We start from the raw sequence: 23,704 nt of genomic DNA on the forward strand, positions 1-23,704 counted from the left end.
AGCGACGACCCTCGCACACTGCACTCGAGCAGCCGCGACGGCGAGGCGTTCGCGGCTCCGCTCCCCGCCCTGCCGATCGACTTTGAGCGACATGGCGGCACGTCCATCTTCCGCTGCCGCCAGTGAGTCGTCTATAGGTTCGATGCAAGTCATCAGCGAACAGTTGGACGCATGGCCGCCGCCCCTTCCATGATCGCGGCTCTTGTCGCCGAGATGAACCTCGCCGAGAAAATCGGCCAGCTCACCATGACGAGCGCCGGAATGGCCATCACCGGCCCGGTTCCCGGCCACGCCTGGCTCGAGGAGATCGAAGCCGGCACGGTGGGAAATCTCCTCAACCTCTGGGGGAAGGCGAAGACCGACGAGGCGCAGCGCGTTGCGGTGGAAAAGTCGCGACTCAAGATCCCCCTCCTCCTCGGCTTCGACGTGATCCACGGCCACCGCACCCTGGTCCCGATCCCGCCCGGCGAGGCGGCCGCCTTCGACCCCGACCTTTGGGCCCGCACCGCCCGCGACGCCGCGCGCGAGGCGACCGCCGACGGCATCTCGATGACCTTCGCCCCGATGCTCGACATCGCGCGCGACCCGCGCTGGGGGCGGATGGCGGAGAGTTTCGGCGAGGACCCGCTGCTCGGCGCCCGCTTCGCACAGGCGAAAGTGGCGGGCTTCCAGGGTGCCGCGCTCGCCGACGCCGCCGCGCTCGCGGCCTGCGCCAAGCACTATGTCGGCTATGGCGCGGTGACGGCGGGGCGCGAGTACGCCTCGGTGGACCTGTCCGACCGCACCCTACTCGAGGTCCACATGCCGCCCTTCGCGGCGGCGGTGGAGGCGGGCGTCGCCTCGCTGATGCCGGGCTTCCACGACCTTGCCGGGGTGCCGATGACGGCGCACGGCTCGCTCCTGCGCGCGCACCTGCGCGGCCGGCTCGGCTTCGAGGGGGTGATCGTCAGCGACTACAACGCGATCCGCGAATTGATCGCCCACGGCGTCGCGGCCGACATCGAGGAGGCCGCCGCCCTCGCCCTCAATGCCGGCGTCGACATCGACATGATGGGCTTTGCCTACATCGAGGGGCTGCCGGGCGCTCTCGCCCGCGGCCTCGTGGAGATGGGCGACGTCGACGCGGCCGTCACGCGCGTCCTCACCCTCAAGGCCGCGCTCGGCCTGTTCGCGGACCCGTTCGCGCGTGGCGCCACCCCGCTGCCGGAGTCGGAGCGCGCGGCGATCCGCGCCACCGCGCGCGAGGCGGCGACGCGCAGCATCGTCCTCCTCCAGAATGACGGGGTTCTGCCTTTTTCGCCCGACGTGCGGCGGGTCGCCCTGATCGGCCCGCTCGCGGACGATGCGCGCGCGATGCACGGCGCGTGGGCGGCCGCCGCCGACGCCGGCGAGGCCGTCAGCTACGCAAAGGGGCTCGCGGCCGGGTCCGGTCTCGAGGTCCGGACCATCCCCGGCGTCTCCGTGGAGGGAATGGACGAGAGCGGCATCGCGGAGGCGGTGCGGCTTGCGGAGTGGGCGGACATCGTGGTCCTTGCGCTGGGCGAAGCGCCGGAGATGAGCGGCGAAGGCGGGAGCCGGATGCATCCGGGCCTGCCAGGCGCGCAGGAGGCGCTCTTCGCCGCCATCGCCGCGACGGGGCGCAAGATCGTGACGATCCTCAATGCGGGTCGCCCGCTCGTGGTCCCGCGCGTCCTCGCCCATTCGAACGCCGTGCTGATGGCCTTCGCGGCGGGGACGCAATCGGGCGCGGCGATGGCCGATCTCCTGACCGGGCGGGAGAGCCCCTCGGGCCGCCTGCCGATCACGTGGCCCGCTGCGGTCGGGCAGATCCCGATCATCTCCACCGAGCGGCCGACGGGCCGGCCGGAGGAGGCCGAGAACCGCTACACGACGCGCTATCTCGACGGGCCGAACGCGCCCGCCTTCCCCTTCGGGCACGGCCTCGGCTACACGCGCTTCACCATCGGTGAACCGGTCGCGGACCGCACGGTCCTGCGTCCCGGCGAGCGCGTCTCGGTGCGCGTCCCGGTCACGAACGAGGGCGCGCGTGCCGGCCGCCTCACCCTCTTCCTCTTCAGCCGCGATCCGGTCGCGCGGCTCGCGCGGCCGCTCCTGGAATTGCGCGACTTCGCCTCGCTCGCGCTGGAGCCCGGCGCGAGCGGGACGCTCACTCTCTCCCTCGCGGCGGACGATCTCGCCTATCTCGACGAGGCGCTGGAGCCCCTCCTGGAGGACGGCGACATCGTCCTCCTCGTCGGGACCGAGGCGGACCGCGCGCGGCTCGCCGCGATCACGATCCGCCTCGAGACCGGCGCGCCGGTCGCCTGAGCGTCAGACCGCCCAGCCGAAGGCCGGCGTCGCGGAGATGTTCATCTCCACCGACTTCACGCCCGGTACCTCCTCGGCGGCGACCTTCATCGCGCGCGCCAGCTCCGGATCGTCGACGAAGCCCCAGAAGCTCACCACCCCGTCCGTGACGACGATGTTGATGCGCGTCAGCGGCGCCCAGGCCATGCCGCGCAATTTCGTCAGCACCGCTTCGCGGATGGTCTCGTCGTCCGCAGAGACGGGGATCCCCGGGCTCGTGCGGCGGGCGGCGACGGCGCGCAGAAGGTCGGCGCGGCTGACGATCCCCACCACCTTTCCGTCGCGCACCACCGGCACGCGCTTGATGCGCTTGGCCTCCAGCGTGTGCGCGATGTCGGGGACCGAGGTGTCCTCACCCACGGTGACGACCTTCTCCGTCATCACGTCGGCGACGGTGCGGCCGTGCGCCTTCACATAGTGCGCGGCCTCCTGGCCCGGATCGGCGAGCGCCATCAGCCACCAGGAGCCGTGGGTCTTGCCCTCGCTCTCCTCGATCCGGCGCAGGAAGTCGCCCTCGCTCACGATGCCGACGAGCTTGCCCGCCGCGTCCACAACCGGGAGCGCGCTGATGTGATGCTCGGTCAGCACGCGGGCGGCGTCGGCGATCCCGCTCGTCGGCGATATCGTGACGACCGCAGTATTCATGATGTCCTTGGCCTGCATCTCGCTCTCCCCTTCCACTGTCTTTTGCTTGTTCGGACAGAAGTGGTCCAAAGTGCGCCGCTGTAAAGCGTGGCCGATTTCATCGTCTCTCGTGCGTCTTCGCCTTGACGAGTATCAAACTCAGCGCCCGAGAGTGCGCTCGGCACGGTCGAGGACGCCCATGAACGCTTCGCCGACCGCGAGCGCGGGCTCGCTGAGGCCGTGGAGCGGGATCGGGCGGATCTCGGACAGCGGGAGCGGCAAGTCCTCCGCCGGCCGCCCGCCGATCCGCTCCGCCGCGAGCTTGCCGAGCGCCGTCGCGAGCGCGATGCCGCGCCCATTATAGCCGAGCGCGGCGAGAAGGCCGGGGCGTGGCTCGTGGAGGTGGGGGATGAAATCGCGCGTCAGCGCGATCTGGCCCGACCAGCCGTAGTCCCAGCTAAGGCGCCGCCCGTGCTCGCCGAAGAGCCCTTCCGCCGCCGCGGCCGCGTTCCGGAGCAGCGCCTCGCCGGTCGCCTCGCGCGTGCCGCCGGGGCCGCCGAGGATCAGGCGTCCGTCGTGCGAGAGGCGGAAGGAGATGAGGAGCCGCCGCCGGTCCGAGGCGACGTGGCCGGCCGGCAGGATCGCCTCCGCCGCCGCAGTGTCGAGCGGTGCGGACACGGCCTGCGAGGCACGCATCGGGATGAGGGTGCGGCGAAGGCCCGGCACGAGGTCGCCGGTGTAGCCGTTGGTCGCGACGATCACCGCGTCCGCCGCGACGGTCCCGCCGTCGCATTCCACGCGCCACGCCCCGTCCGCCTCGACGAGGCGGCGGGCGAGCGTCTTCTCGAAGAGGCGCGCGCCCACCTTCGCCGCGGCGCACGCGAGGCCGCGCGTGTAGTCGAGCGGGTGGATGCCGCCGCCCCGCCCGTCGAGCCACGCGCCAACATAGAGCGAGGGCGGCGTGCCGAGCCGCTTCGCCGTCTCCTCGCGGTCGAGGATCTCGACCGGCGCGCCTCGCGCCTGCCACTGTCTGCAACGCGCCTCCAGCGTCTTCATCTCGCCGTTGGTGTAGGCGGCCTGGAGCCAGCCCGTCCGGCGCGCGTGGCAGTCGATGCCGTGCCGCGCGACGAGGTCGAAGACGAGGTCGGTCGTCGCCCCCGCCCATGCGGCGAGCCGCTCGCCGCGCGCCTCTCCGAAGCGGCGGACCATGCCTTCCGGATCGAGCTTCAGGCCCGGCAGCACCTCGCCGCCGGCCCGCCCGCTCGCGCCCCAGGCGATGGCTTCCGCGTCGACGACGGCGACGCTCGCCCCCGCCTCGGCAAGGTGCAGCGCGGCCGACAGCCCGGTGATGCCCCCGCCAATGACCGCGACGTCGACCGCGAGATCGCCGTGGAGGCGCGCCGCGCTCACCGTGCCGGTGGCGGTCGCGTGCCAGAAGGAGGCGTCCGCCCCGGTGTCGCCGTGGGTCTCGATCGGGTCAGCCAAGGGCGATGCGCTCCGCTTGCCGGGGCCAGACGGACTTGTCACCGGTGGCGAGGTAGGCCTTGCAGAGGGCGTCCAGCGTCTGGCAGTCGTCGGCGACGCGCTCGACCACCACCCACTTGTTCCACACCGTCGCGACGGACCAGCCCGGATCGCCGATGCGAGAATCCGGCAGGCGGTAGTGCGAAGTCGGGCGGCAGCCGATCTTCTCGTCCGGCAACTGGGAGACCACGCGGTCCTCGTCGAGGAAGCGCAGGAGCGGCAGCATGTCGAGGTCGCGGTCGCGCGTCGGGTTGGCGGCGATATAGTCGTCGATGAGGGTGTCCATCGCCGGCCAGTAGGCAGGGTCGGCGATCTTCGCGACATAGTCGTCCGGATAGGGCCGGAAATAGTTCATCATCTCGCGCACGCGGTCGGGTTCGGCCTGTTCGCGCAGCCACCCGTCCATCATCGCGAAGGCCTTGATCAGCGCCATCACCGTCTCGGGCGAGGTGTCGGGGATCTCCGGATTGAGATGGAGGGCGAGCGGGCGATAATTGTCCTTGGAGACGCCCTCGGCCCCCGCGTCGCGCAGCGCATCCGTCACCTTGTCGATCCGCGGCAGGTCCTCGACCGGGATCGGGCCGGTCACGATCTCGCCCGGAATGATCGGCTCGGCGACGAAGGCGAACCACTCGCCGATGGCCTCGCCGATCGCGGAGAGGGCCCCCGCCTTGCGTGGCTCGCCGTCCTTGTGGGCAAGGCGGCTGTCGAGCTTGATCTTGATCTCGCCGAGGTCCGACTTCTTCAGCGTGTAGGCGAAGGAGTCCTTTTGGACGAGATGGCCCCCGAGCGCGTTGTTCAGCGCCTCGGACGCCTCTTCCACGCTCAGCCCGGAAAACTCGATCTCGACGCCGACGCCCCTTTGTTCCCCCGTCGCGTTGGTGCGGCGCGGGGGCATGTCGTAGGTGCTCGTCATCAACATGGCCGTGTCTGACAGTGTCATGATGGAACGCCAACGCCGGAGGCGGCGCGTGGGTTTCCGATCAGGCCGTCAGAGGCGCGGATCGCATCGAAAATGGCGGCAATCGCGCCTAAAATCCCTTCGCGCGGCGCGAACTGATGGCCAACTTCGCAACGAGCGCATCGGAGATGGGCCTGCTCGCCGAGAACGTGACGCCCGTCTTGGTCGCCTTCAGCTTCAGCGACGCGATCTCGTCGGCATGGGCGGCGATCGCGCCCGGATCGACGTAGAGCCCGCACTGCTTGCTGAAGGCCGCATAGCCCGCGACGATCGCGTCTCCGATCTGGAAGCCGGGCATGTCGTATTTCATCACTTCCACCGCATCGGGAAGCGCCCGCGCGAGCTGATCGCGCAGGTGGCCCAGCATGGCGCGGAACGGCTCCGGTGCGGCGGCGATGTAGGCGTCGTGGCTGTCCATCACCGCCGGGCCTAGGAAGCGCCGCGGCTGCCGAAGAGGCCGGCGACGACGAAACCGCCGTCGACCGCGATGGTCTGGCCGGTGATGTAGCCGGACTGGGCGCCATCGAGGAGGAAGAGCGCGGTGGTCGCCACCTCCTCCGGCGTGCCGTAGCGGGCCTGCGGCACCGTGCGGTGCCAGGTCTCGCGCACCGCAGGGGTGTGGATCGCGGCGGCGAGCGGCGTCTCGATCGGCCCTGGCGCGATGGCGTTCACGCGGATGCCGTGCTGGGCAAGCTCCACCGCCATCACCATCGTCATCGTGACGACGCCGCCCTTGGACGCGCCATAGGCGACGCGCCCCTCGTTGCCGATGATGCCGGACACCGACGCGATGTTGACGATCGAGCCGCCGCCGGTCGGGATCATCGCCTTCGCCACCTCGCGCGAGACGGCGAAGCTGCCGAGGAGGTTGATCTCCAGGATCTGGCGGAAGAGGGCGACGCTCGTCTCGAGCGCCGGCACGTCGCGGCCGATCCCCGCCGAGTTCACAAGCCCGCCGATGGGGCCGACGCGGCCCGCGAGATCGGCGACCACCGCGACGACGCTCTCCTCGTCCGTCACATCCATGGTGACAAAGGTCGCCCGGTCGCCCGCGCCAAGCTCGGCTTCCGCGCGCGCGAGGCTTGCTTCGTCACGGTCGGCGATCGCGACGCGCCAGCCCCGGCCGAGCACGGCCTTCGCGACCGACAGGCCGATCCCCGACGCGCCGCCGGTCACGATGATCGTCGGTTCCGCCATGTCTTTCCTCCCCGCGCGCGGCTGCCCGCGCCGTGCCTGTCGTCAGGCGTTCTCTTTTGTCGTTTCGAGCGGCAGGTGGCCGCGCGCCTCGAGTTCGGCCCGCACCGCCTTCTTGGTGATCTTGCCGTAGCCGGATTTCGGCAGGGCATCCCAGAAGAAGACCCGCTTCGGCATCTTGTAGCGGGCGACCTTCGGCGCGAGATATTCGAGGAGGTCGGCCTCGGCGACGCTCTCCCCCTCGCGCGCGACGCACACAGCGACGCCCACTTCGCCCCAGCGCGGATCCGGCACGCCGACGATCGCGACCTCGCTGATCGCCGGATGGAGGAGCAGCTTCTCCTCCACCTCGCGCGGATAGACGTTCGAGCCGCCGGAGATGTACATGTCCGACGCGCGACCGGTGATGTAGAGGAAGCCCTCCTCGTCGAGGTGGCCGAGGTCGCCGGTCAGGAACCAGCCGTCCCGGAAGGCTTTCCGGTTCGCCTCCTCGTTGTTGTAGTAGCCGGCGAAGACGGCCGGGCCGCACACCGCGATCTCGCCGGTCTCGCCGGGGCCAAGCGCCTTGCCGGTCGCGTCCTGGATGGAGACCTCCATCCCGGTCCGCTCCCACCCGCACGAGCCCACCTTCATCGCCCCGTCGTCGGCCGAGTGCAGCTCGGGGACGAGGACGGTGATGTTGCCGGTCACCTCGCCGAGGCCGAAATATTGGACGAGTACGGGGCCGAGCGCCTGGAGCGCGCGGATCTGGTCCGCCCGGTACATCGGCGCGCCCGCATAGATGACGTGGCGCAGCGAGGAATGGTCGTAGCGCTCCACCGCCGGATGCTCGACGAGCATCTTCACGATGGTCGGCACGGTGAACATGTTGGAGACCGACCACTCCTCGACGAGGCGCCAGGCCTCGTCGACATCGAAGCGCTCGGTCGACAGGAGGATCGACTTCACGCCGCGCGCGGTCTGGGCGAGCTGGTGGACGCCCGCCCCGTGCGAGAGGGGCGCGACGACGAGCGAGGCGTCGTGATGGTTCGTCCCCGGCATCAGGTCGCACAGATGGTTGTTGACGACGAAGGCCATCTGGCCGTGTGTCAGCACCGCCGCCTTCGGCCGCCCGGTGGTGCCGGAGGTGAAGAAGAACCAGCACGGGTCGTCATACTCGACGGAGACGGCCGGGAACGCCTCGCCGCGATGGGCGGCGACGAGGCTCTCATAATCCTCCCCGAACTCGCTGGCGCCGATCGAGACCACCGGCGCGATGGCGGGCGCGGCCGCCATCACCGCCGCCGCGTGCGCCGGAAAATCGGCGTGGCAGATGAGGGCGCGCGCGCCGCTCGCCTCGGCCAGAAAAGCAACGTCCTCCGGGGTCTGCCGGTAGTTGGTCGGCACCCAGACCGCGCCGAGGCGGAAGGCGGCGAACATCGATTCGAAGAGGGCGAGGCAGTTCTTCGACTGCACGAGGATGCGGTCGCCCTTCACGACGCCGCGCGCGGCGAGCGCGGCCGCCATCGCCTCGACCCGCGTCTCCATCTCGCGCCACGTCCAGGTGTTCTCGCCCTGCACGAAGCCGATCCCGGCGCCGTGGCGCCGCGCATTCTGAGTGAGGAAATGCGACAGGTTCATCACCCGCCGCGTGCATGGGGCGACACCGCCCCGCGGCGCGTCCGTCACGACCGGCGCTCCAGGATCGAGACGTAGTTCGCGACCGCCGCGCCGCCCATGTTGAAGACGCCCGCGAGCTTGGCGTCCGGCACCTGCATGTCGCCCGCCTCGCCCATGAGCTGGAGGCAGGCCATGACGTGCATCGAGACGCCCGTCGCCCCGACCGGATGGCCCTTCGATTTCAGCCCGCCCGAGGGGTTGATCGGCAGCTTGCCGCCCTTCTCGGCGATGCCCTCGCGCACGATTTTGTAGCCGTCGCCGGGGGCGGCGAGGCCCATCGCCTCGTATTCGATCAGTTCGGCGATGGTGAAGCAGTCGTGCGTCTCGACGAAGGAGAGATCGTACATGTCGATGCCGGCCTCCTCGCGCGCCCGCTCCCAGGCCCGCCGCGCGCCGGCGAAGGCGGTCGGATCGCGCCGCGAGAGGGGGAGGATGTCGTTGGCGTGCTGGCGGGCGCGGAAGCCGATGGCGCGGTCGAGACCGGCCGCGACCTCCGGGTCGGCGATGACGATCGCCGCCGCCCCGTCGCTGATCAGCGAGCAGTCGGTCCGCCGCAGCGGCGCCGCGACGTAGGGGTTCTTGTCGGAGATGGTGTTGCAGAACTCGTAGCCGAGATCCTTGCGCATCTGGGCGTAGGGGTTCGCGACGCCGTTCTTGTGGTTCTTCGCCGCGATCCTGGCGAGCTCCTCCGACCGGTCACCATAGCGCTGGAAGTAGCCCTGCGCGATGCGGCCGAAGACGCCCGCGAAGCCCGCCTCGATGCCGGCCTCTTCCTTGCGGTAGGAGGCGTTGAGGAGAATATCGGAGGTCTGCGCGAGCGGCGTCGCGGTCATCTTCTCCGCGCCGACGACGAGGGCGACGCGCCCCCGCCCCGCCTCGACGAAATCGAGCGCGGCATAGAGCGCGGCCGACCCGGTGGCGCAGGCATTCTCCAGGTGCACCGACGGCGTGTGCGCGAGCTCCGGCATCGTGAGGGCGACCTGCGCCCCCTCGAAGCCCTGCGGGGAGAAGCCCGCGTTCATCACGCCGACGAAGATGCCGTCGACCTCGGCCGCGCCGACCCCGGCATGGGCGAGCGCCTCGCCCGTCACGCGCGACATCAGCGCCTCGACGTCAGGATCCTCGAGCTTCCCGAACGGCGTGTGGCTCCAGCCCACGATGGCCGCCTTGGTCATGATCCTCACTCCATGGTCTGGGCCGGCGCAGGGGTCTGGCTCTTCGCGCCCCGCTCCTGGCCGGCTGTGAACATTCTGGCGAGCTTGCGCTCCACCTTGCGTGTCTCGGTTGTCAGAAGCGCGGCGATGTCGCGCTGGCGTTCAGGTGTCATCCGCGAGTCGATCGCGGCGATCGAGAGCGCGCCGGCGACGCGCCCGTCGGGAAAAGTGATGGTCGCGCCGATGCCCCACGAGCTCGGCACGATGAGGCCGGGGTTCAGCGAATGGCCCTGCTCGCGCGTGATCGCGATGTCGGCGCGGAGCCGCGCGTCGGTGTGGTTCGGGTAGGCCTCGGCGCGGATTTCGGCGGTGTCGGCGAGAACGCGATCGATTTCCTCGTCACTCATAGAGGCGAGCATCGCGAGCGATCCGGCGCCGACACCGAGCGGATGCTGGTATCCGGCCATCAGCGCGTGGGTGCGGACCGGATAGGCCCCCTCCTCGCGGTGGAGGCAGACGGCGTAATTCTCGCGCCGGGCGGAAACGAAGGCGGTATCGGCTGTGAGCTCGGCGAGGCGCTTCAGGCTCTCCATCGCGACTTCGAGGAGGTTGTACCGGCGCGAGGCGAGCGTGCCGAGCACGTAGGCCCCCTCGCCCAGGAAATAGCGCCGGCTCGCGACGTCCTGCTCCACGAGCCCGGCGCGCATCAGCGCCATCAGCAGGCGCCGCGCGGTGGGCTTGTTGAGCCGGCTCTCGTCGACGATGGCGCCGAGGGCGACACCGTGATCGCAATGACGGCCGATGAGCGACAGAAGGCGCAACGCGCGATCGACGCTTTGCGCGCCGATCCCGTCAGCAGGCTTCGCCGGCGCCACGGTCTCGACCTTCATCCTCCCCACAGATCCATATTATGGACTCTCTTTGCTTCCCCGAATACTAGAGGTTGGCAGAAACTCTTGCAACAAAGAGTCCGATATGAGAACGGTCGCCAGTTCCGATGGATCTGGATGATCCATCATATGGACCAACCCGGCGCAAACGACTGGGGCCGACCCGTCAGGATCGGCAACACATGGAGGAAACCTATGCGCTTCTCGCTCAAGGCCTTGGCGGCTGCCGTCTCCTTGGCCGCCCTCGCAGTCAGCGGCACCGTCTCGGCCGAAACGCTGCGCCTGACCCACAACACCAGCGACACGACCACCTGGCAGAAGGGCGCCGACCGCTTCGCCGAGCTCGTGAAGGACAAGACCGGCGGCGACACGACCGTCCGCATCTTCCCGAACGCGCAGCTCACCGGCGGCGACCAGATGAAGCAGTCCGAGATGGTCGGCCGCGGGGCGCTCGATTTCGTGCTGACCTCGGCGATCAACGTGACGCCGCTGGTGCCGGAGATGGCCGTCTTCTCGCTGCCCTACCTCTATGGCAGCTACGAGGAAGTCGACGCCACGACGGGCGGCGAGCCGGGCGAGAAGATGGCCGAGATCATGGCCGGGCACGGCATCAAGGTGCTGGCCTGGGGCGAGAACGGCTTCCGTGAGGTCACGAACTCCAAGCACCCGATCAAGTCGCCGGACGACCTCAAGGGCCTCAAGATGCGCGTCGCGGGTCCGATGTATATCGACGTGATGAACGCGCTCGGCGCCAACCCGCAGCAGATGCAGTGGACCGAGACCTTCTCCGCCCTCCAGCAGGGCGTGGTCGACGGGCAGGAAAACCCGATCGGCGCGGTGATCATCCCGCAGCGCGTCTATGAAGTGCAGAAGTTCATCACCCCCTGGCACTACTCCTATGACCCGCTCTTCCTCGGCGTCAGCCAGAAGCTCTGGGACAGCTGGTCGCCGGAGAAGCAGGCCGCCATGCAGGAGGCCGCCACCGAGGCGATGGCCTACCAGATCCAGGTGAGCCGCGAGGACACCGCGAAGGGCATCGACTTCCTCAAGGAAAAGGGCATGGAGGTCTACATGCCGTCGCCGGAGGACATCGAGGCGTTCCGCACCGCGACCAAGCCCGCCTTCGACACCTGGGCGGCCAAGGTCGGCCCGGACCTCGTCTCGGTCTTCCAGACGACGATCGAGAAGACGTCCAACTGATCCCCGCACGGGCCGCCTTCGCGCGGCCCGCACCCTCTTGACCAAAAAGGCCCCGCTATGAGGCTTCTGGCGAACGCCGAGAAGATTCTATGCGCCGTCATCCTCGCCGCGATGACGGGGCTCGGCTTCGCGAACGTCCTCGTGCGCTACCTGACGGACCGCTCCTTCGCCGCGACCGAGGAGATCCTCGTCAACGGCTTCCTTCTCCTCACCATCCTCGGCGCGGCGATCGCGGCGCGCCGAGGCGAGCACCTGGCGGTCACGGTCGTCTTCGACCTCCTGCCGCCGCGCGTGCGCATCTACGCGCTGCACCTCACCACCGTGCTCGCGGCGATGCTTCTCTTCCTGTCGGCCTGGTTCACCTGGGGCCTCGTCGCCAACCAGATGCGCTCCGGCACCGTGTCCTACGCGCTCCTCGTCCCCGCCTGGTGGTACACGATCGGCCTACCCTTCGGCTTCCTCCTCGTCTTGGTGCGCTATCTCCAGCACGCCTGGACGGTCCACCAGAGCCTCGCCAAGGAGATCGCGGACGATGTTTGAGATGACCGCCGGGACGCAGATGGTCATCCTCTTCTTCGTCCTCCTGGCGCTCCAGGTGCCGGTCGCCTTCGCGCTCGGCCTGTCGGCCATGTTCGCGATGTGGCAGCTCGGCTTCGGGCTCGACCTCATCGGCGACCTGATCTCCACCGGCATCGCGAAATACACCCTCCTCGCGATCCCATTTTTCATCCTCGCCGGCAACCTGATGGGCACGGTCGGCATCGCCGAGCGGCTGATCCGCTTCTTCCGCGTCCTCGTCGGCGCGCTGCCGGGCGGGATGGGCGTCGTCGGCACCGTGGTCTGCCTCTTCTGGGGCGCGGTCTCTGGCTCGGGGCCCGCCTCCGTCGCCGCGATCGGCCCCCTCATCATCAAGGGCATGGCGGACGACGGGTACAGCCGCTCCTTCGCCGCCGGCCTCGTGTGCACGGGCGCGGCGCTCTCCATCGTGATCCCGCCCTCGATAGGCCTCGTGATCTACGGCGTCATCGCCGAGACCTCGATCTCCGAGCTCTTCATCGCCGCGATCATCCCCGGCCTCATCTGCGGTGCGCTGATGCTCCTCGCCCTCCCGCTCGCCGGGATGTTCGGCGACGCGCGCTTCACCAACACCAGCGCCGCGATCGCCTCGCTGGACACGGCCGAGGACGAGACGCTCCCCTACGGCGTCCGCCTCCGCCGCGCGTTCGTGCGCTCCTTCTGGGGGCTCCTGACGCCGGTCGTCATCCTCGGCGGCATCTATTCGGGCGCCTTCACGCCGACCGAGGCGGCCATCGTCGCGGCCGTCTACGCGCTCTTCGTGGGCGTCTTCATCTATCGCACGCTGACCTTCGACAAGCTGTTCGACGCGCTCGTGGAATCCTCCGCCGCGTCGGCGGTCGTGATGCTCGTCGTCGCCTATGCGAGCCTCTTCGGCTGGGTCGTCACCGTCGACGACATCGTCGGCCAGTACTCGTCCGGCCTGCTGTCGATCAGCGACAACCAGTGGGTGATCCTCTTCGTCATCCTGGTGGTGGTGCTGATCGCCGGCATGTTCATGGACGCGATCACCATCATGTTCATCGCGCTGCCGATCTTCCTGCCGGTCGCGCGCGAGCTCGGGTGGGACCTCACCTGGTTCGGCGTCACGATGATGATCGGCCTCGCGATCGGCCTCTTCACCCCGCCGGTCGGCATCAACCTCTTCGTCGCCGCCTTCATCACGCGCCTGCCGCTCCACCGGATCTCGGCCGGCGCGCTCCCCTTCCTCGTCACGAGCCTCATCGGCCTCGCCATCGTCGCGGCCGCGCCGAAACTGTCGCTGGGGCTCGTCGAACTCCTGCGCTGACGCGGCGGGGGCGCCCGCCCCCCCTGCGGCGGATCGCCTTATGGACTCCGTCTTGCATTTAGACTCGCCTGAAAGGCCGTGCCAGAATGCGCAGCCGCGCATGGAACCTTCTGTTCGCTGGCACGTCCTCTTTCGAACGGGGCGGCATGATCTCAGCCCGCCCCGGTTGACGCTCAGGAAGGTCCCTTGTGCCGAGCCGCACATGTCCAATCGCCCGCGACCTGACCGGCCCCATGTCCCATGCGGCCCGATAGGCTGACCGCGCCGGCCCGCGCGCACCGCCGCCTGCGGCGCGTGCTGATGACCACCGAATGCACCGGCGGCACCTGGACCTATGCGATGGACCTCGCCGAGGGGCTCGCCGCCTACGACGTCGAGGTGACGCTGTTCGTCTCCGGCGGCCCCCTCACCCTGCAGCGCATGGTCGAGGCTGGGCTCCATCCGAACCTGCGCCTCGTTCGCAGCGAATTGAAGCTCGAATGGATGAATGCGCCCGAGGCGGACCTTGCCGAGACGGACGCCATCCTGCGCGACCTCGCCGCCGAGATCCGACCGGACATCATCCACATCAACGGCTACGCCAATGCCGCCGCGGGCTTCGACGCGCCGGTCGTCAGCGTCGCCCATTCCTGCGTCGCGACGCGCTGGCGCGCCGTGCACGGCGCCGCGGCCCCCTGGGAGTGGGACGCCTATCGCACGCGCCTGCGCCGTGGGGTCGCCGCCGCCGACTGCCTCGTCGCCCCAACCGCCGCGCACCTCAAGGCCTTCTGCGCCGAGCACGGCGAGCCGCGCAACGCGCGCGTCATCCACAATGGCCGCAGCGATTCCTTCCAGCCGGAAGGCGAGAAGGTGCCCTTCGCGCTGGCCGCCGGCCGCTTCTGGGACGAGGGCAAGAATCTCTCGATCCTGCGCGAGGTCGCGCCGCTGACGCGCTACCCGATCGCCCTCATCGGCGAGATGATGTCGGAGCAGGAGCAGGCCGCCTCCCTCCCCTCCGAGAGCGGGATCACCCCGCCCACCGCGCGCGGCCTCACCACCTTCGGCCGGGTCGACGCGCCGCAGCTCGAGCACACGATGGCGCAGGCCTCCGTCTTCGTCGCCCCCGCACGCTACGAGCCCTTCGGCCTCGCCGTCCTCGAAGCCGCGCGGGCGAAGATGGCCCTCGTGCTCGGCGACATCCCGACCATGCGCGAATTGTGGGACGGGGTCGCCCGCTTCGCCCCGCCGAACGACGCGGAGGCCTTCGCCGCCGCGATCGACGCCCTCCTCGACGATCCGGCCGCCGCCGCGTCCGAGGGCGCCGCCGCCCGTGATCGCGCCATCGCCTATTCGATGGTGGCGACGACGCGCGCCTACATGGACCTCTACACCGACCTCTCCGGCGTCCTCATGAAGGCGGACGCGACCGATACGAGCCCCTTCGGCCTCGTTCCCTGACCGTCGTCCCCGGCGCGCCGGCGCCGGCTGACGCTGGCTACAAAACCGTCAGCGGTTGCCCATTTTTTGCCGTCCTCAACTTTATGAAGAGTGGGTAGGTTTCGGCGGACATGGGCGAAACGCTGCACATCCTCGTCATCGATGAGAACTCCCTGCGCGCGGCCATCCTCGAGGAGGGGCTGCGCGAGGCCGGCTACACGCGCGTCACCGTCCTCCACACGATGCAGAACCTGATGCGCCAGATCGTCGAGGCGAATCCGGACGTCATCCTGATCGACCTCGAGAACCCGAACCGCGACGTGCTGGAGCACATGTTCCAGGTCTCCCAGAGCGTCGAGCGGCCGATCGGCATGTTCGTCGACCAGTCCGAACCGGGGATGATCGAGCGCGCCGTCGAGGCGGGCGTCTCCACCTACATCGTCGACGGGCTGAAGAAGGAGCGGGTGAAGCCGATCCTCGACATGACGCTGTCGCGCTTCAACGCGTTCCATCGCCTGCGCCGCGAATTGGAGGACACCAAGCGCGCGCTGGAGGACCGCAAGGCCATCGACCGGGCGAAGGCCATGCTCATGTCGCGCCGGGGCCTCAGCGAGCCCGACGCCTATAAACTGCTCCGCCGCACCGCGATGGACGAGAACCGGACGATCGCCGATGTCGCCCGCGCGGTCTCGATGGCGGCCAATCTCCTGGAGGGAGGACGTTGAGGGAACTGCGCGCCGGATTCATCCCGCTCGTCGACTGCGCGGTGCTCGCCGTCGCGGCACGGCGCGGGTTCGCCGAAGAACAGGGCATCGCCCTCACCCTGGAGCGCGAGGCCTCCTGGGCGACGCTGCGCGACAAGCTCACCGTCGGCGTGGTGGATTGCGCGCACCTCCTCGCCCCGATCCCCGTCGCCTCGCAGCTCCAGATCGGGAGCCCGAAGGCGCGCATGGTCGCGCCCTACACCCTCTCCCAGAACGGCAACGCGATCGCGGTCTCGAACGATCTCTTCGACGCGATGGAGGCGACCGGCCGCCTCGGCGCCCCGCGCGACCCGGCCGCGAAGGCCGAGGCGCTCGCCGAGGTGATCCGCGCACGCCAGGCGAAGGGCGAGCCGAAGCTGACCCTCGGCATGGTCCACGCCTACTCCACCCACAATTATGAGCTGCGCTACTGGCTCGCCTCCGCCGGCATCCACCCGGACCGCGACGTGGAGCTCGTGGTGATCCCGCCCCCCTTCATCGTCGACTATATGAGCCAGGGGCTCATTGACGGGTTCTGCGTCGGTGCGCCGTGGACGAATGTCGGCGTGCGGCGCGGCCTTGCCAAGGTCGTGGTGGTGAAGCCCGACATCTGGCGCGTCGGGCCGGAGAAGGTGCTCGCCGTGCGCGAGGATTTCGCCGAAACCGAGCCGGAAACGCTGGTGCTCCTCCTGCGCGCCCTCAAGGCCGCCGCGGTGTGGGCGGACGCGCCGCAGAACCGGGCCGAGCTCGCCGCGATCCTCGCCGACGAGGCGCTCCTCGGCCTCGACGCCGAGATGCTGGAGGCGACGCTCCACGGCGAGATCGCCATCGGCCGCGGGCCGGCCGAGCCGATCGAGGACTATTTCGTCTTCGACCGCGGCGCGGCGAGCTTCCCGTGGCGCTCCCACGCCCTGTGGTTCTACTCGCAGATGGTGCGCTGGGGGCAGGCGCTCTATTCGCCGGAGAACAGCATGATCGCCGGCCGCGCCTTCCGGCCGGACATCTATCGCAGCGCCTTCGCGGGGACCGGGATCACCCTCCCCGCCGCGAACGCCAAGATCGAGGGCTCGCTCGCCGCCGATATCGCCGCCGGCTCGACGACGGGCCGCCTCATCCTGAAACGCGACGGATTCTTCGACGGCGGCGTCTTCGATCCGGCCGACATCGAGACTTATATCCGCTCCTTCGCGATCCGCACTGAATTGCCTCTCCGAACGAATTCACGGGCCGGTGAATAACGCTGCATTGCACAATCGGAAGGCAAAAAGGCACTGTTTTGTTGGAAATTTAGGCTTTCCATCGGACGATTTCCTGGTAGATACTCCAGTCATCGGATTGGACCGATAGAAATTCTAGCCTGACCGTTCAGGGACAGGTTTCGGCAACGTCGCCGGCTCAAGAACCATGCGCTGTACTAGCGCGGTTCCGAAAGCCTGCGGCGTTTTTTCGTTTTCACTGGCCTTCGATGGCAATGAGGGACCGAAAACCCATGACACGCTTTGCGACGACCAGAACTCTTCTCGGCCTCCTCCTTGCCGGGACCATCATCACCACCGCCCACGCCGAGATGCTCGACGTGGAGAAGGACGAGCTGAAGTTCGGCTTCATCAAGCTGACCGACATGGCCCCGCTCGCGATCGCCTACGAGAAGGGCTATTTCGAGGATGAAGGCCTCTACGTCACGCTGGAGGCGCAGGCGAACTGGAAGGTTCTCCTCGACGGCGTGATCACCGGCGAGCTCGACGGTGCGCACATGCTGGCCGGCCAGCCGCTCGCGGCGACCATCGGCTACGGCACCGAGGCGCACATCATCACCCCCTTCTCGATGGACCTCAACGGCAACGGCATCACCGTGTCGAACGAGGTGTGGGAGATGATGAAGCCGCACCTCGAGACCGACGCCGACGGCAAGCCGGTCCACCCGGTGAAGGCCGACGCGCTGAAGCCGGTGATCGAGCAGTTCCGCGCCGAGGGCAAGCGCTTCAACATGGGCATGGTCTTCCCCGTGTCGACGCACAATTATGAGCTCCGCTACTGGCTCGCCGCCGGCGGCATCCACCCCGGCTACTATTCGCCGAGCGACATCTCCGGCCAGATCAAGGCCGACGCCTTCCTCTCCGTGACCCCGCCGCCGCAGATGCCCGCGACCCTCGAGGCCGGCACCATCCACGGCTATTGCGTGGGCGAGCCGTGGAACCAGCAGGCCGTCTTCAAGGGCATCGGCGTGCCGGTCGTGACGGACTACGAGATCTGGAAGAACAACCCGGAGAAGGTCTTCGGCATCACCGCCGAGTTCGCCGAGGAGAACCCCAACACCACGCTCGCCATCGTGAAGGCGCTGATCCGCGCCGCGAAGTGGCTCGACGAGAACGACAACGCCAACCGCATGGAAGCGGTCGAGATCCTGTCGCGCTCCGAATATGTCGGCGCGGATGAGGAAGTCATCGCCAATTCGATGACCGGCACCTTCGAATACGAGAAGGGCGACAAGCGCGACGTTCCGGACTTCAACGTCTTCTACCGTTACTACGCGACCTATCCCTATTATTCCGACGCCGTCTGGTACCTCACCCAGATGCGCCGCTGGGGCCAGATCGCCGAATCCCATCCCGACTCCTGGTACGACGAGGTCGCGAAGTCGGTCTACCGCCCGGAGATCTACGAGCAGGCCGCGCGGATGCTGATCGAAGAGGGTCTCGTCGACGAGGCGGACTTCCCCTTCGGCACCGACGGCTACCGCGAAGTCCAGACCGAGTTCATCGACAACGTCCCCTATGACGGGCGCAAGCCGAACGAATATCTCGGCAACTTCCCGATCGGCCTGAAGGGCGAGGAGCGGGTCGAAGGCAGCGAGGTCGTCGGCGGCTGAGCCCCGACGGACGGACCACAGGGCGGCGCCCGACGCCGCCCCATCCCCACTCCATCAGCAACGAGGCGACGATGTCTGTGACCACGCACGGTGCCGACCCCGAACTGCTGCGCGTCAAGGAACAGCGCAAGGAACGGCGTCTGACCTTCATCAACAAGTCCAGCGGCTGGTTCGGCGCGGTCGGTCTCGCCTTCGTCGTCCCGCTGATGCGGATCGCGGCGGGCGACGCACCGCGCGAACAGCTGAAGGAGATCTGGCAGAGCCTCGGCCTGCCGCTCCTCGGCATCGCGGTCTTCCTTCTCGGCTGGGCCGCCCTCGCCCCGCAGGTGCAGACCTCGCTCGGCGCGATCCCCGGCCCCGCCGCCGTCTTCTCGCAGGCCGGCTCCCTCCTCGAGGACCACGCCCGCGAGCGGGAAAAGGCGGCCGCCTTCTACGAACGGCAGGACGAGCGTAACGCCAAGCTCGAGGCCGAAGGCAAGAGCGACCGCGTCAAGTGGCGTGACTATACCGGCAAGGCGACCTTCCTCGACCAGATCGTCACCTCGCTGAAGACCGTCGCGCTCGGCTTCGTGTTCGCGACCCTCGTCGCCGTGCCGCTCGGCATCGCCTCGGGCCTCTCCCGCTCGGTCGGCGGCGCGATCAATCCGCTGGTGCAGATCTTCAAGCCGGTCTCCCCGCTCGCCTGGCTCCCGATCGTCACCATGGTCGTCTCGGCGACCTACGTGGACGCCTCGGACGCGCTGCCGAAATCCATGCTGATCTCGGCGATCGTGGTGACGCTCTGCTCGCTCTGGCCGACGCTCATCAACACCGCCCTCGGCGTCGCCTCGGTCGACAAGGACCTCACCAACGTCGCGAAAGTGCTCCAGCTCCCGACGCACAAGATGATCACCAAGATCATCCTCCCGTCGGCGCTGCCGCTCATCTTCACGGGACTCCGCCTGTCGCTGGGCGTGGGCTGGATGGTGCTGATCGCGGCAGAGATGCTGTCGCAGAACCCCGGCCTCGGGAAGTTCGTCTGGGACGAGTTCCAGAACGGCTCCTCGTCCTCGCTCGCCAACATCATGGTCGCGGTCCTGGCCATCGGCCTCATCGGCTTCCTGCTCGACCGGCTGATGTTCGCCCTGCAGGCCGCCTTCACCTTCTCCGCCAAGCGCTAGGGAGACGCCGCGATGTCGATGCTTTGCCTGAAGAATGTCTCGAAGTCCTACGGCGAGGGCGATCTTCGCACGGACGTCCTCTCGAACATCAATCTGACGGTCGAGAAGGGTGAGTTCATCGCCATCGTCGGCTTCTCCGGCTCGGGGAAGACCACGCTGATCAACACGATCGCCGGCCTCATCGCCCCCGACAGCGGCAGCGTCACCGTCAACGGCGCGCCGGTGACGGGGCCGGGGCCGGACCGCGGGGTGGTCTTCCAGTCCTACTCGCTGATGCCCTGGCTCTCCGTCACCTCGAACATCGCGCTCGCGGTCGACCAGGTGTTCGCCGACGAGAGCCGCGCCGCGCGGCGCAAGCGGGTCGACGACGCGGTCGCCCTCGTCGGGCTCAGCCACGCGCGGGACCGCAAGCCGGCCGAGCTGTCGGGCGGGATGCGCCAGCGCGTCGCCGTCGCCCGCGCGCTCGCCATGCGGCCCGACATCCTCCTCCTCGACGAGCCCCTCTCCGCACTCGACGCGCTGACCCGCGCCAAGCTCCAGGACGAGATCGAGGCGATCTGGGAGAACGACAAGAAGACGGTGATCCTCATCACCAACGACGTCGACGAGGCGATCCTGCTCGCCGACCGGATCATCCCCCTCACTCCCGGTCCGCGCGCGACGCTCGGCCCCGAATTCCGCGTCGACATCCCCCGTCCGCGCGACCGGACCGCCATGAATTCGAGCGACGCCTTCAAGGCGCTGCGCGCGAAGGTGACGGGCTATCTGATGGCGGCGGGCCTCGAACGGGCCGCCGGCGATGCCGAGATGGCCGCGCCCACCATCACCCCGATCCTGAAGGGTGCCCGTCCGCCCCGCGCCTATCTGGAGGCGGCGAAGTCGCCGGTGGAGGCGCGCTATGTCGAGTTCTCGGCGGTGCGCAAGGTGTACCCGACGCCGAAGGGCCCCCTCACCGTGGTCGACGGGTTCGACCTCAAGATGGACAAGGGCGAGTTCATCACCCTCATCGGCCACTCCGGCTGCGGCAAGTCGACGGTCCTGTCGATGGCCGCCGGGCTCGCCGACATCTCGGGTGGCGGCATCGTCCTCGACAATCGCGAGGTGGCGGGCGCGGGGCCGGAGCGGGCCGTCGTCTTCCAGGCCCCCTCGCTGCTCCCCTGGATGAGCGCACGCGAGAATGTCGCGCTCGGCGTCGAGGAGGTCTACCCGAAGGCGAGCGCCAAGGAGCGGCGCGAGGTCGTCGACTACTACCTCTCCCGCGTCGGCCTCACCGACGCCGCCGACAAGAAGGCGGACGCGTTGTCGAACGGCATGAAGCAGCGCGTCGGCATCGCCCGCGCCTTCGCCCTGTCGCCGAAGCTCCTCCTCCTCGACGAGCCGTTCGGGATGCTCGACTCGCTGACGCGCTGGGAGCTGCAGGAGGTCCTGATGGACGTCTGGAAGCGCACCCGCGTCACCGCGATCTGCGTGACCCACGACGTCGACGAGGCGATCCTCCTCGCCGACAAGGTCGTGATGATGACGAACGGGCCGAACGCCCGCATCGGCCACGTCATGAAGGTCGACCTGCCGCGTCCGCGCAGCCGCAAGGCGCTGCTCGAGCACCCGGACTATTACCGCTACCGCCAGACCCTCCTCGACTTCCTGGAGGCCTATGAGGGTGGCGCGACGCCCGAGCCCGAGCGTCTCGCCGCGCTGAAGCGCACTGCCGGCACGCTGTCCGCCGGCTCCGAGGCCGAGGCCGCCTGACGGCGTCCGGCTCCACTCACGAAGGATCATCGACCATGACCCTGACTTCGAGCCATACGAGCGCGCGTGAGAAGCGGTCCTTCATCCGGGCCGCGGAGATCTGGCTGCCGGACGAGGACGGCACCACCCTGACGCTCGGCACAGGCCTCTACGGGCCGCTGACGGGCTTCGCCGAGGTCGCGGCCTCGACCCGGTTCGCCTTCGACGAGGGGCTGCCCGGCAAGGCCTGGGCATCCGGCCAGCCGATCGTCCTCAAGAACCTCACGAACTCCTATTTCGTCCGCGCCGCCGCGGCGATCGAGGCGAACCTCACCTGCGGCGTGGCATTGCCGATCTTCGACGGCGAGGCGCTGCGCGCGGTCATCGTCTTCTTCTGCGGCGACGACCGCGACCATGTCGGCGCGATCGAGGTCTGGCACGCGGACGCCGATGACGTCGAGATGAGCCTCGTCGACGGCTATTATGGCACCGCCGAGGTGTTCGAATGGACCGCCCGGCACATCAGCTTCATGAAGGGCAGCGGTCTTCCCGGCCAGGTCTGGGCGAGCGGGATGCCGGTCATCATGGAGGCGCTGAGGGGCCCGCGCTTCGTGCGCTGGGAGGAGGCGGCGCGCGCCGGGATCAGCCGCGGCGTCGGCATCCCCTGCGCCACCAAGACCGACGGCGTGTGGGTGATGACCTTCCTGTCCGCCCTCCACACCCCGATCGCGACCCGCTTTGAGGTCTGGGTGCCGGACGCCGGCGAACTCATCCTCCACGCCGGCTTCTGCGAGCGCTCCGGCGATCTCGCGGCCGACTATGCCGAAGTGCGCATTCCCCGCGATCTCGGCGCGCTCGGCACCGCGCTCGACACCGAGGCGCCGGCGCTGACCCTCGCCCTCGAGGCCGAGCATCCGGCGATCGCGCTGTCGACGAACACGCACGGCCTCTCGAACATGCTCGTGATCCCGCTCTTCGGCGAGACCGGCCTCTCCGCCGTCATGGCCTGGTACAACTGAGATGGGGCCCATGCGAACGCATCACGCGGATCCCCCCCGGCGCAAACGGCTGGTGGTAATCGGCAACGGCATGGCGCCGGGGCGCGCACTGGAGCGCCTCTTCGCCGCCGCGCCCGACGCCTATGACGTGACGATCTTCAACGCCGAGCCGCGCGAGAATTACGACCGGATCATGCTCTCGCCCGTCCTCGCGGGGGAGAAGGCCTATGCCGACATCATCATCCACGATGATGCGTGGTACGCCGCGCGCGGCATCGTCCTCCATCGCGGCAAGCGCGTCGTCGCGATCGACCGGACGCAGAAGCGCGTCACGGCCGCCGACGGGACCGTCGCCGACTACGACACGCTCCTGATCGCGACCGGCTCCACGCCCTCGATCATCAAGGTGCCCGGCCACGATCTGCCGGGCGTCGTGACCTATCGCGATCTCGACGATGTCGAGACGATGATCGCGCGGGCCGAGCAAGGCGGTCGCGCCGTGGTGATCGGCGGCGGCGTCCTCGGCCTCGAGGCGGCGGCCGGGCTGAAGCTGAGAGGGATGGACGTCACCGTCCTCCACATCGGCGGCAGCCTGATGGAGCGCCAGCTCGACCCCGCCGCGAGCCGCCTCCTCACCGATGCGATCCGCGCGCGCGGCATCGACGTCGTGACCCGCGCCAACACCCACGCGATCGTCGGCGACACGCGCGTCGAGGCCGTCCGCCTCGATGACGGGCGGGAGATCGGATGCGACATGGTCGTGATGGCCGTCGGCATCCGCCCCTCGGTGGCGCTCGCCGAGGCGGCGGGGCTCGCGGTGAGCCGGGGCATCCTCGTCGATGACGCAATGGCGACGAGTGATCCGGACATCCTCGCCGTCGGCGAGTGCGTCGAGCATCGCGGCCTCACGTACGGCCTCGTCGCCCCGCTCTACGAGATGGCGGCCGTCGTCGCCGACCGCCTCACCGGCGGCAGCGCGGTCTATGAAGGCACCGCCACCTCGATGAAGCTCAAGGTCACGGGGATCGACCTCTTCGCCGCCGGCGAGTTCGGCGAGGGGGACGGGCGCGAGGACATCGTCCTGCGCGACGTTCTCGGCGGGGTCTACAGGCGCATCGTCCTTGGCGACGGCCGCATCCGGGGCGTCGTCCTCTTCGGCGACGTCACGGACAGTGCCTGGTTCTTCCAGATGATGCGCGACGGGACGGACGTGTCGGCGCTGCGCGAGGCGCTGATCTTCGGCCCCACCTTCGCAGGGGCGCACCCGCTGGACCCTATGGTGGCCGTTGCAGCCTCGCCGGTTGAGGCGACCGGCTGCAACGGCCAACTCCACACCCCGCGCCCCACCGCCCG

At 69.0% G+C, this 23,704-nt stretch carries 19 protein-coding genes and 1 pseudogene; 12 read left to right on the forward strand and 8 right to left on the reverse strand.

The genetic code is table 11. The features are described 5' to 3' along the window. Positions 1–189 precede the first annotated feature (189 nt). Complete coding sequence (locus tag DBV35_RS24575; RefSeq protein ID WP_170135031.1) at positions 190–2,328, forward strand: glycoside hydrolase family 3 N-terminal domain-containing protein; 2,139 nt, start codon at positions 190–192, stop codon at positions 2,326–2,328. A gap of 3 nt (positions 2,329–2,331) precedes the next feature. Here DBV35_RS24575 and DBV35_RS24580 read toward each other — a convergent pair whose 3' ends face one another. The 8 genes from DBV35_RS24580 to DBV35_RS24615 all read right to left on the reverse strand — a co-directional run bounded on the left by DBV35_RS24580 (position 2,332) and on the right by DBV35_RS24615 (position 10,373). Next, positions 2,332–3,030 (reverse strand): CBS domain-containing protein, encoded by a 699-nt coding sequence (locus DBV35_RS24580; protein WP_108663037.1) that lies wholly within the window; start codon positions 3,028–3,030, stop codon positions 2,332–2,334. A gap of 120 nt (positions 3,031–3,150) precedes the next feature. Next, positions 3,151–4,476, reverse strand: coding sequence for an NAD(P)/FAD-dependent oxidoreductase (locus DBV35_RS24585; RefSeq protein WP_157961956.1), 1,326 nt, complete (start codon positions 4,474–4,476; stop codon positions 3,151–3,153). Next, positions 4,469–5,458: an amidoligase family protein gene (locus DBV35_RS24590; protein ID WP_108663039.1), complete on the reverse strand. Its 990-nt coding sequence runs from the start codon at positions 5,456–5,458 to the stop codon at positions 4,469–4,471. The genes DBV35_RS24585 and DBV35_RS24590 overlap by 8 nt, the downstream gene beginning before the upstream one ends. Before the next feature lie 88 nt (positions 5,459–5,546). Beyond that, positions 5,547–5,894: an iron chaperone gene (locus tag DBV35_RS24595; RefSeq protein ID WP_108663040.1), complete on the reverse strand. Its 348-nt coding sequence runs from the start codon at positions 5,892–5,894 to the stop codon at positions 5,547–5,549. 11 nt (positions 5,895–5,905) lie between these two features. After that, a complete protein-coding gene (locus DBV35_RS24600; protein WP_108663041.1) occupies positions 5,906–6,673 on the reverse strand; it encodes an SDR family NAD(P)-dependent oxidoreductase in 768 nt (255 codons plus the stop codon). A 42-nt stretch (positions 6,674–6,715) separates the two neighbouring features. Then, a complete protein-coding gene (locus DBV35_RS24605; protein WP_205648852.1) occupies positions 6,716–8,338 on the reverse strand; it encodes an acyl-CoA synthetase in 1,623 nt (540 codons plus the stop codon). Then, positions 8,335–9,504, reverse strand: a complete 1,170-nt coding sequence (locus DBV35_RS24610; protein ID WP_108663043.1) for an acetyl-CoA acetyltransferase — start codon at positions 9,502–9,504, stop codon at positions 8,335–8,337. Before DBV35_RS24610 ends, DBV35_RS24605 begins: the two co-directional genes overlap by 4 nt. A gap of 5 nt (positions 9,505–9,509) precedes the next feature. Then, positions 9,510–10,373, reverse strand: coding sequence for an IclR family transcriptional regulator (locus DBV35_RS24615; RefSeq protein WP_108663044.1), 864 nt, complete (start codon positions 10,371–10,373; stop codon positions 9,510–9,512). 195 nt (positions 10,374–10,568) lie between these two features. On the opposite strand from DBV35_RS24615, the gene DBV35_RS24620 reads away from it, so the two are divergent. From DBV35_RS24620 to DBV35_RS24670, 11 genes and pseudogenes are all read left to right on the forward strand, one after another. Next, positions 10,569–11,573 carry a DctP family TRAP transporter solute-binding subunit gene (locus tag DBV35_RS24620; RefSeq protein WP_108663045.1) on the forward strand — a complete coding sequence of 335 codons (1,005 nt, stop codon included), beginning with the start codon at positions 10,569–10,571 and terminating at the stop codon, positions 11,571–11,573. A gap of 57 nt (positions 11,574–11,630) precedes the next feature. After that, positions 11,631–12,113, forward strand: a complete 483-nt coding sequence (locus tag DBV35_RS24625; protein WP_108663046.1) for a TRAP transporter small permease — start codon at positions 11,631–11,633, stop codon at positions 12,111–12,113. Next, positions 12,106–13,437, forward strand: coding sequence for a TRAP transporter large permease (locus tag DBV35_RS24630; protein WP_108663047.1), 1,332 nt, complete (start codon positions 12,106–12,108; stop codon positions 13,435–13,437). Before DBV35_RS24625 ends, DBV35_RS24630 begins: the two co-directional genes overlap by 8 nt. A gap of 300 nt (positions 13,438–13,737) precedes the next feature. Next, positions 13,738–14,874: a glycosyltransferase gene (locus DBV35_RS24635; RefSeq protein ID WP_170135032.1), complete on the forward strand. Its 1,137-nt coding sequence runs from the start codon at positions 13,738–13,740 to the stop codon at positions 14,872–14,874. 110 nt (positions 14,875–14,984) lie between these two features. Then, positions 14,985–15,578, forward strand: a complete 594-nt coding sequence (locus tag DBV35_RS24640) for an ANTAR domain-containing response regulator (protein WP_108663049.1) — start codon at positions 14,985–14,987, stop codon at positions 15,576–15,578. Next, positions 15,575–16,834: a CmpA/NrtA family ABC transporter substrate-binding protein gene (locus tag DBV35_RS24645; RefSeq protein ID WP_108663050.1), complete on the forward strand. Its 1,260-nt coding sequence runs from the start codon at positions 15,575–15,577 to the stop codon at positions 16,832–16,834. The genes DBV35_RS24640 and DBV35_RS24645 overlap by 4 nt, the downstream gene beginning before the upstream one ends. A 251-nt stretch (positions 16,835–17,085) precedes the next feature. Further along, a complete protein-coding gene (locus tag DBV35_RS24650; protein WP_245944077.1) occupies positions 17,086–18,465 on the forward strand; it encodes a CmpA/NrtA family ABC transporter substrate-binding protein in 1,380 nt (459 codons plus the stop codon). Positions 18,466–18,536: 71 nt separating this feature from the next. Beyond that, positions 18,537–19,625 (forward strand): ABC transporter permease, encoded by a 1,089-nt coding sequence (locus DBV35_RS24655; RefSeq protein ID WP_108663051.1) that lies wholly within the window; start codon positions 18,537–18,539, stop codon positions 19,623–19,625. A gap of 12 nt (positions 19,626–19,637) precedes the next feature. After that, positions 19,638–21,374 (forward strand): ABC transporter ATP-binding protein, encoded by a 1,737-nt coding sequence (locus DBV35_RS24660; RefSeq protein ID WP_108663052.1) that lies wholly within the window; start codon positions 19,638–19,640, stop codon positions 21,372–21,374. Positions 21,375–21,409: 35 nt separating this feature from the next. Continuing rightward, positions 21,410–22,372: a GAF domain-containing protein gene (locus tag DBV35_RS24665; RefSeq protein ID WP_108663053.1), complete on the forward strand. Its 963-nt coding sequence runs from the start codon at positions 21,410–21,412 to the stop codon at positions 22,370–22,372. A gap of 10 nt (positions 22,373–22,382) precedes the next feature. After that, a pseudogene (locus tag DBV35_RS24670) lies at positions 22,383–23,675 on the forward strand (NAD(P)/FAD-dependent oxidoreductase); the annotation flags it as partial. Positions 23,676–23,704: the final 29 nt, after the last annotated feature.

The organism is Acuticoccus kandeliae (genome assembly GCF_003073115.1).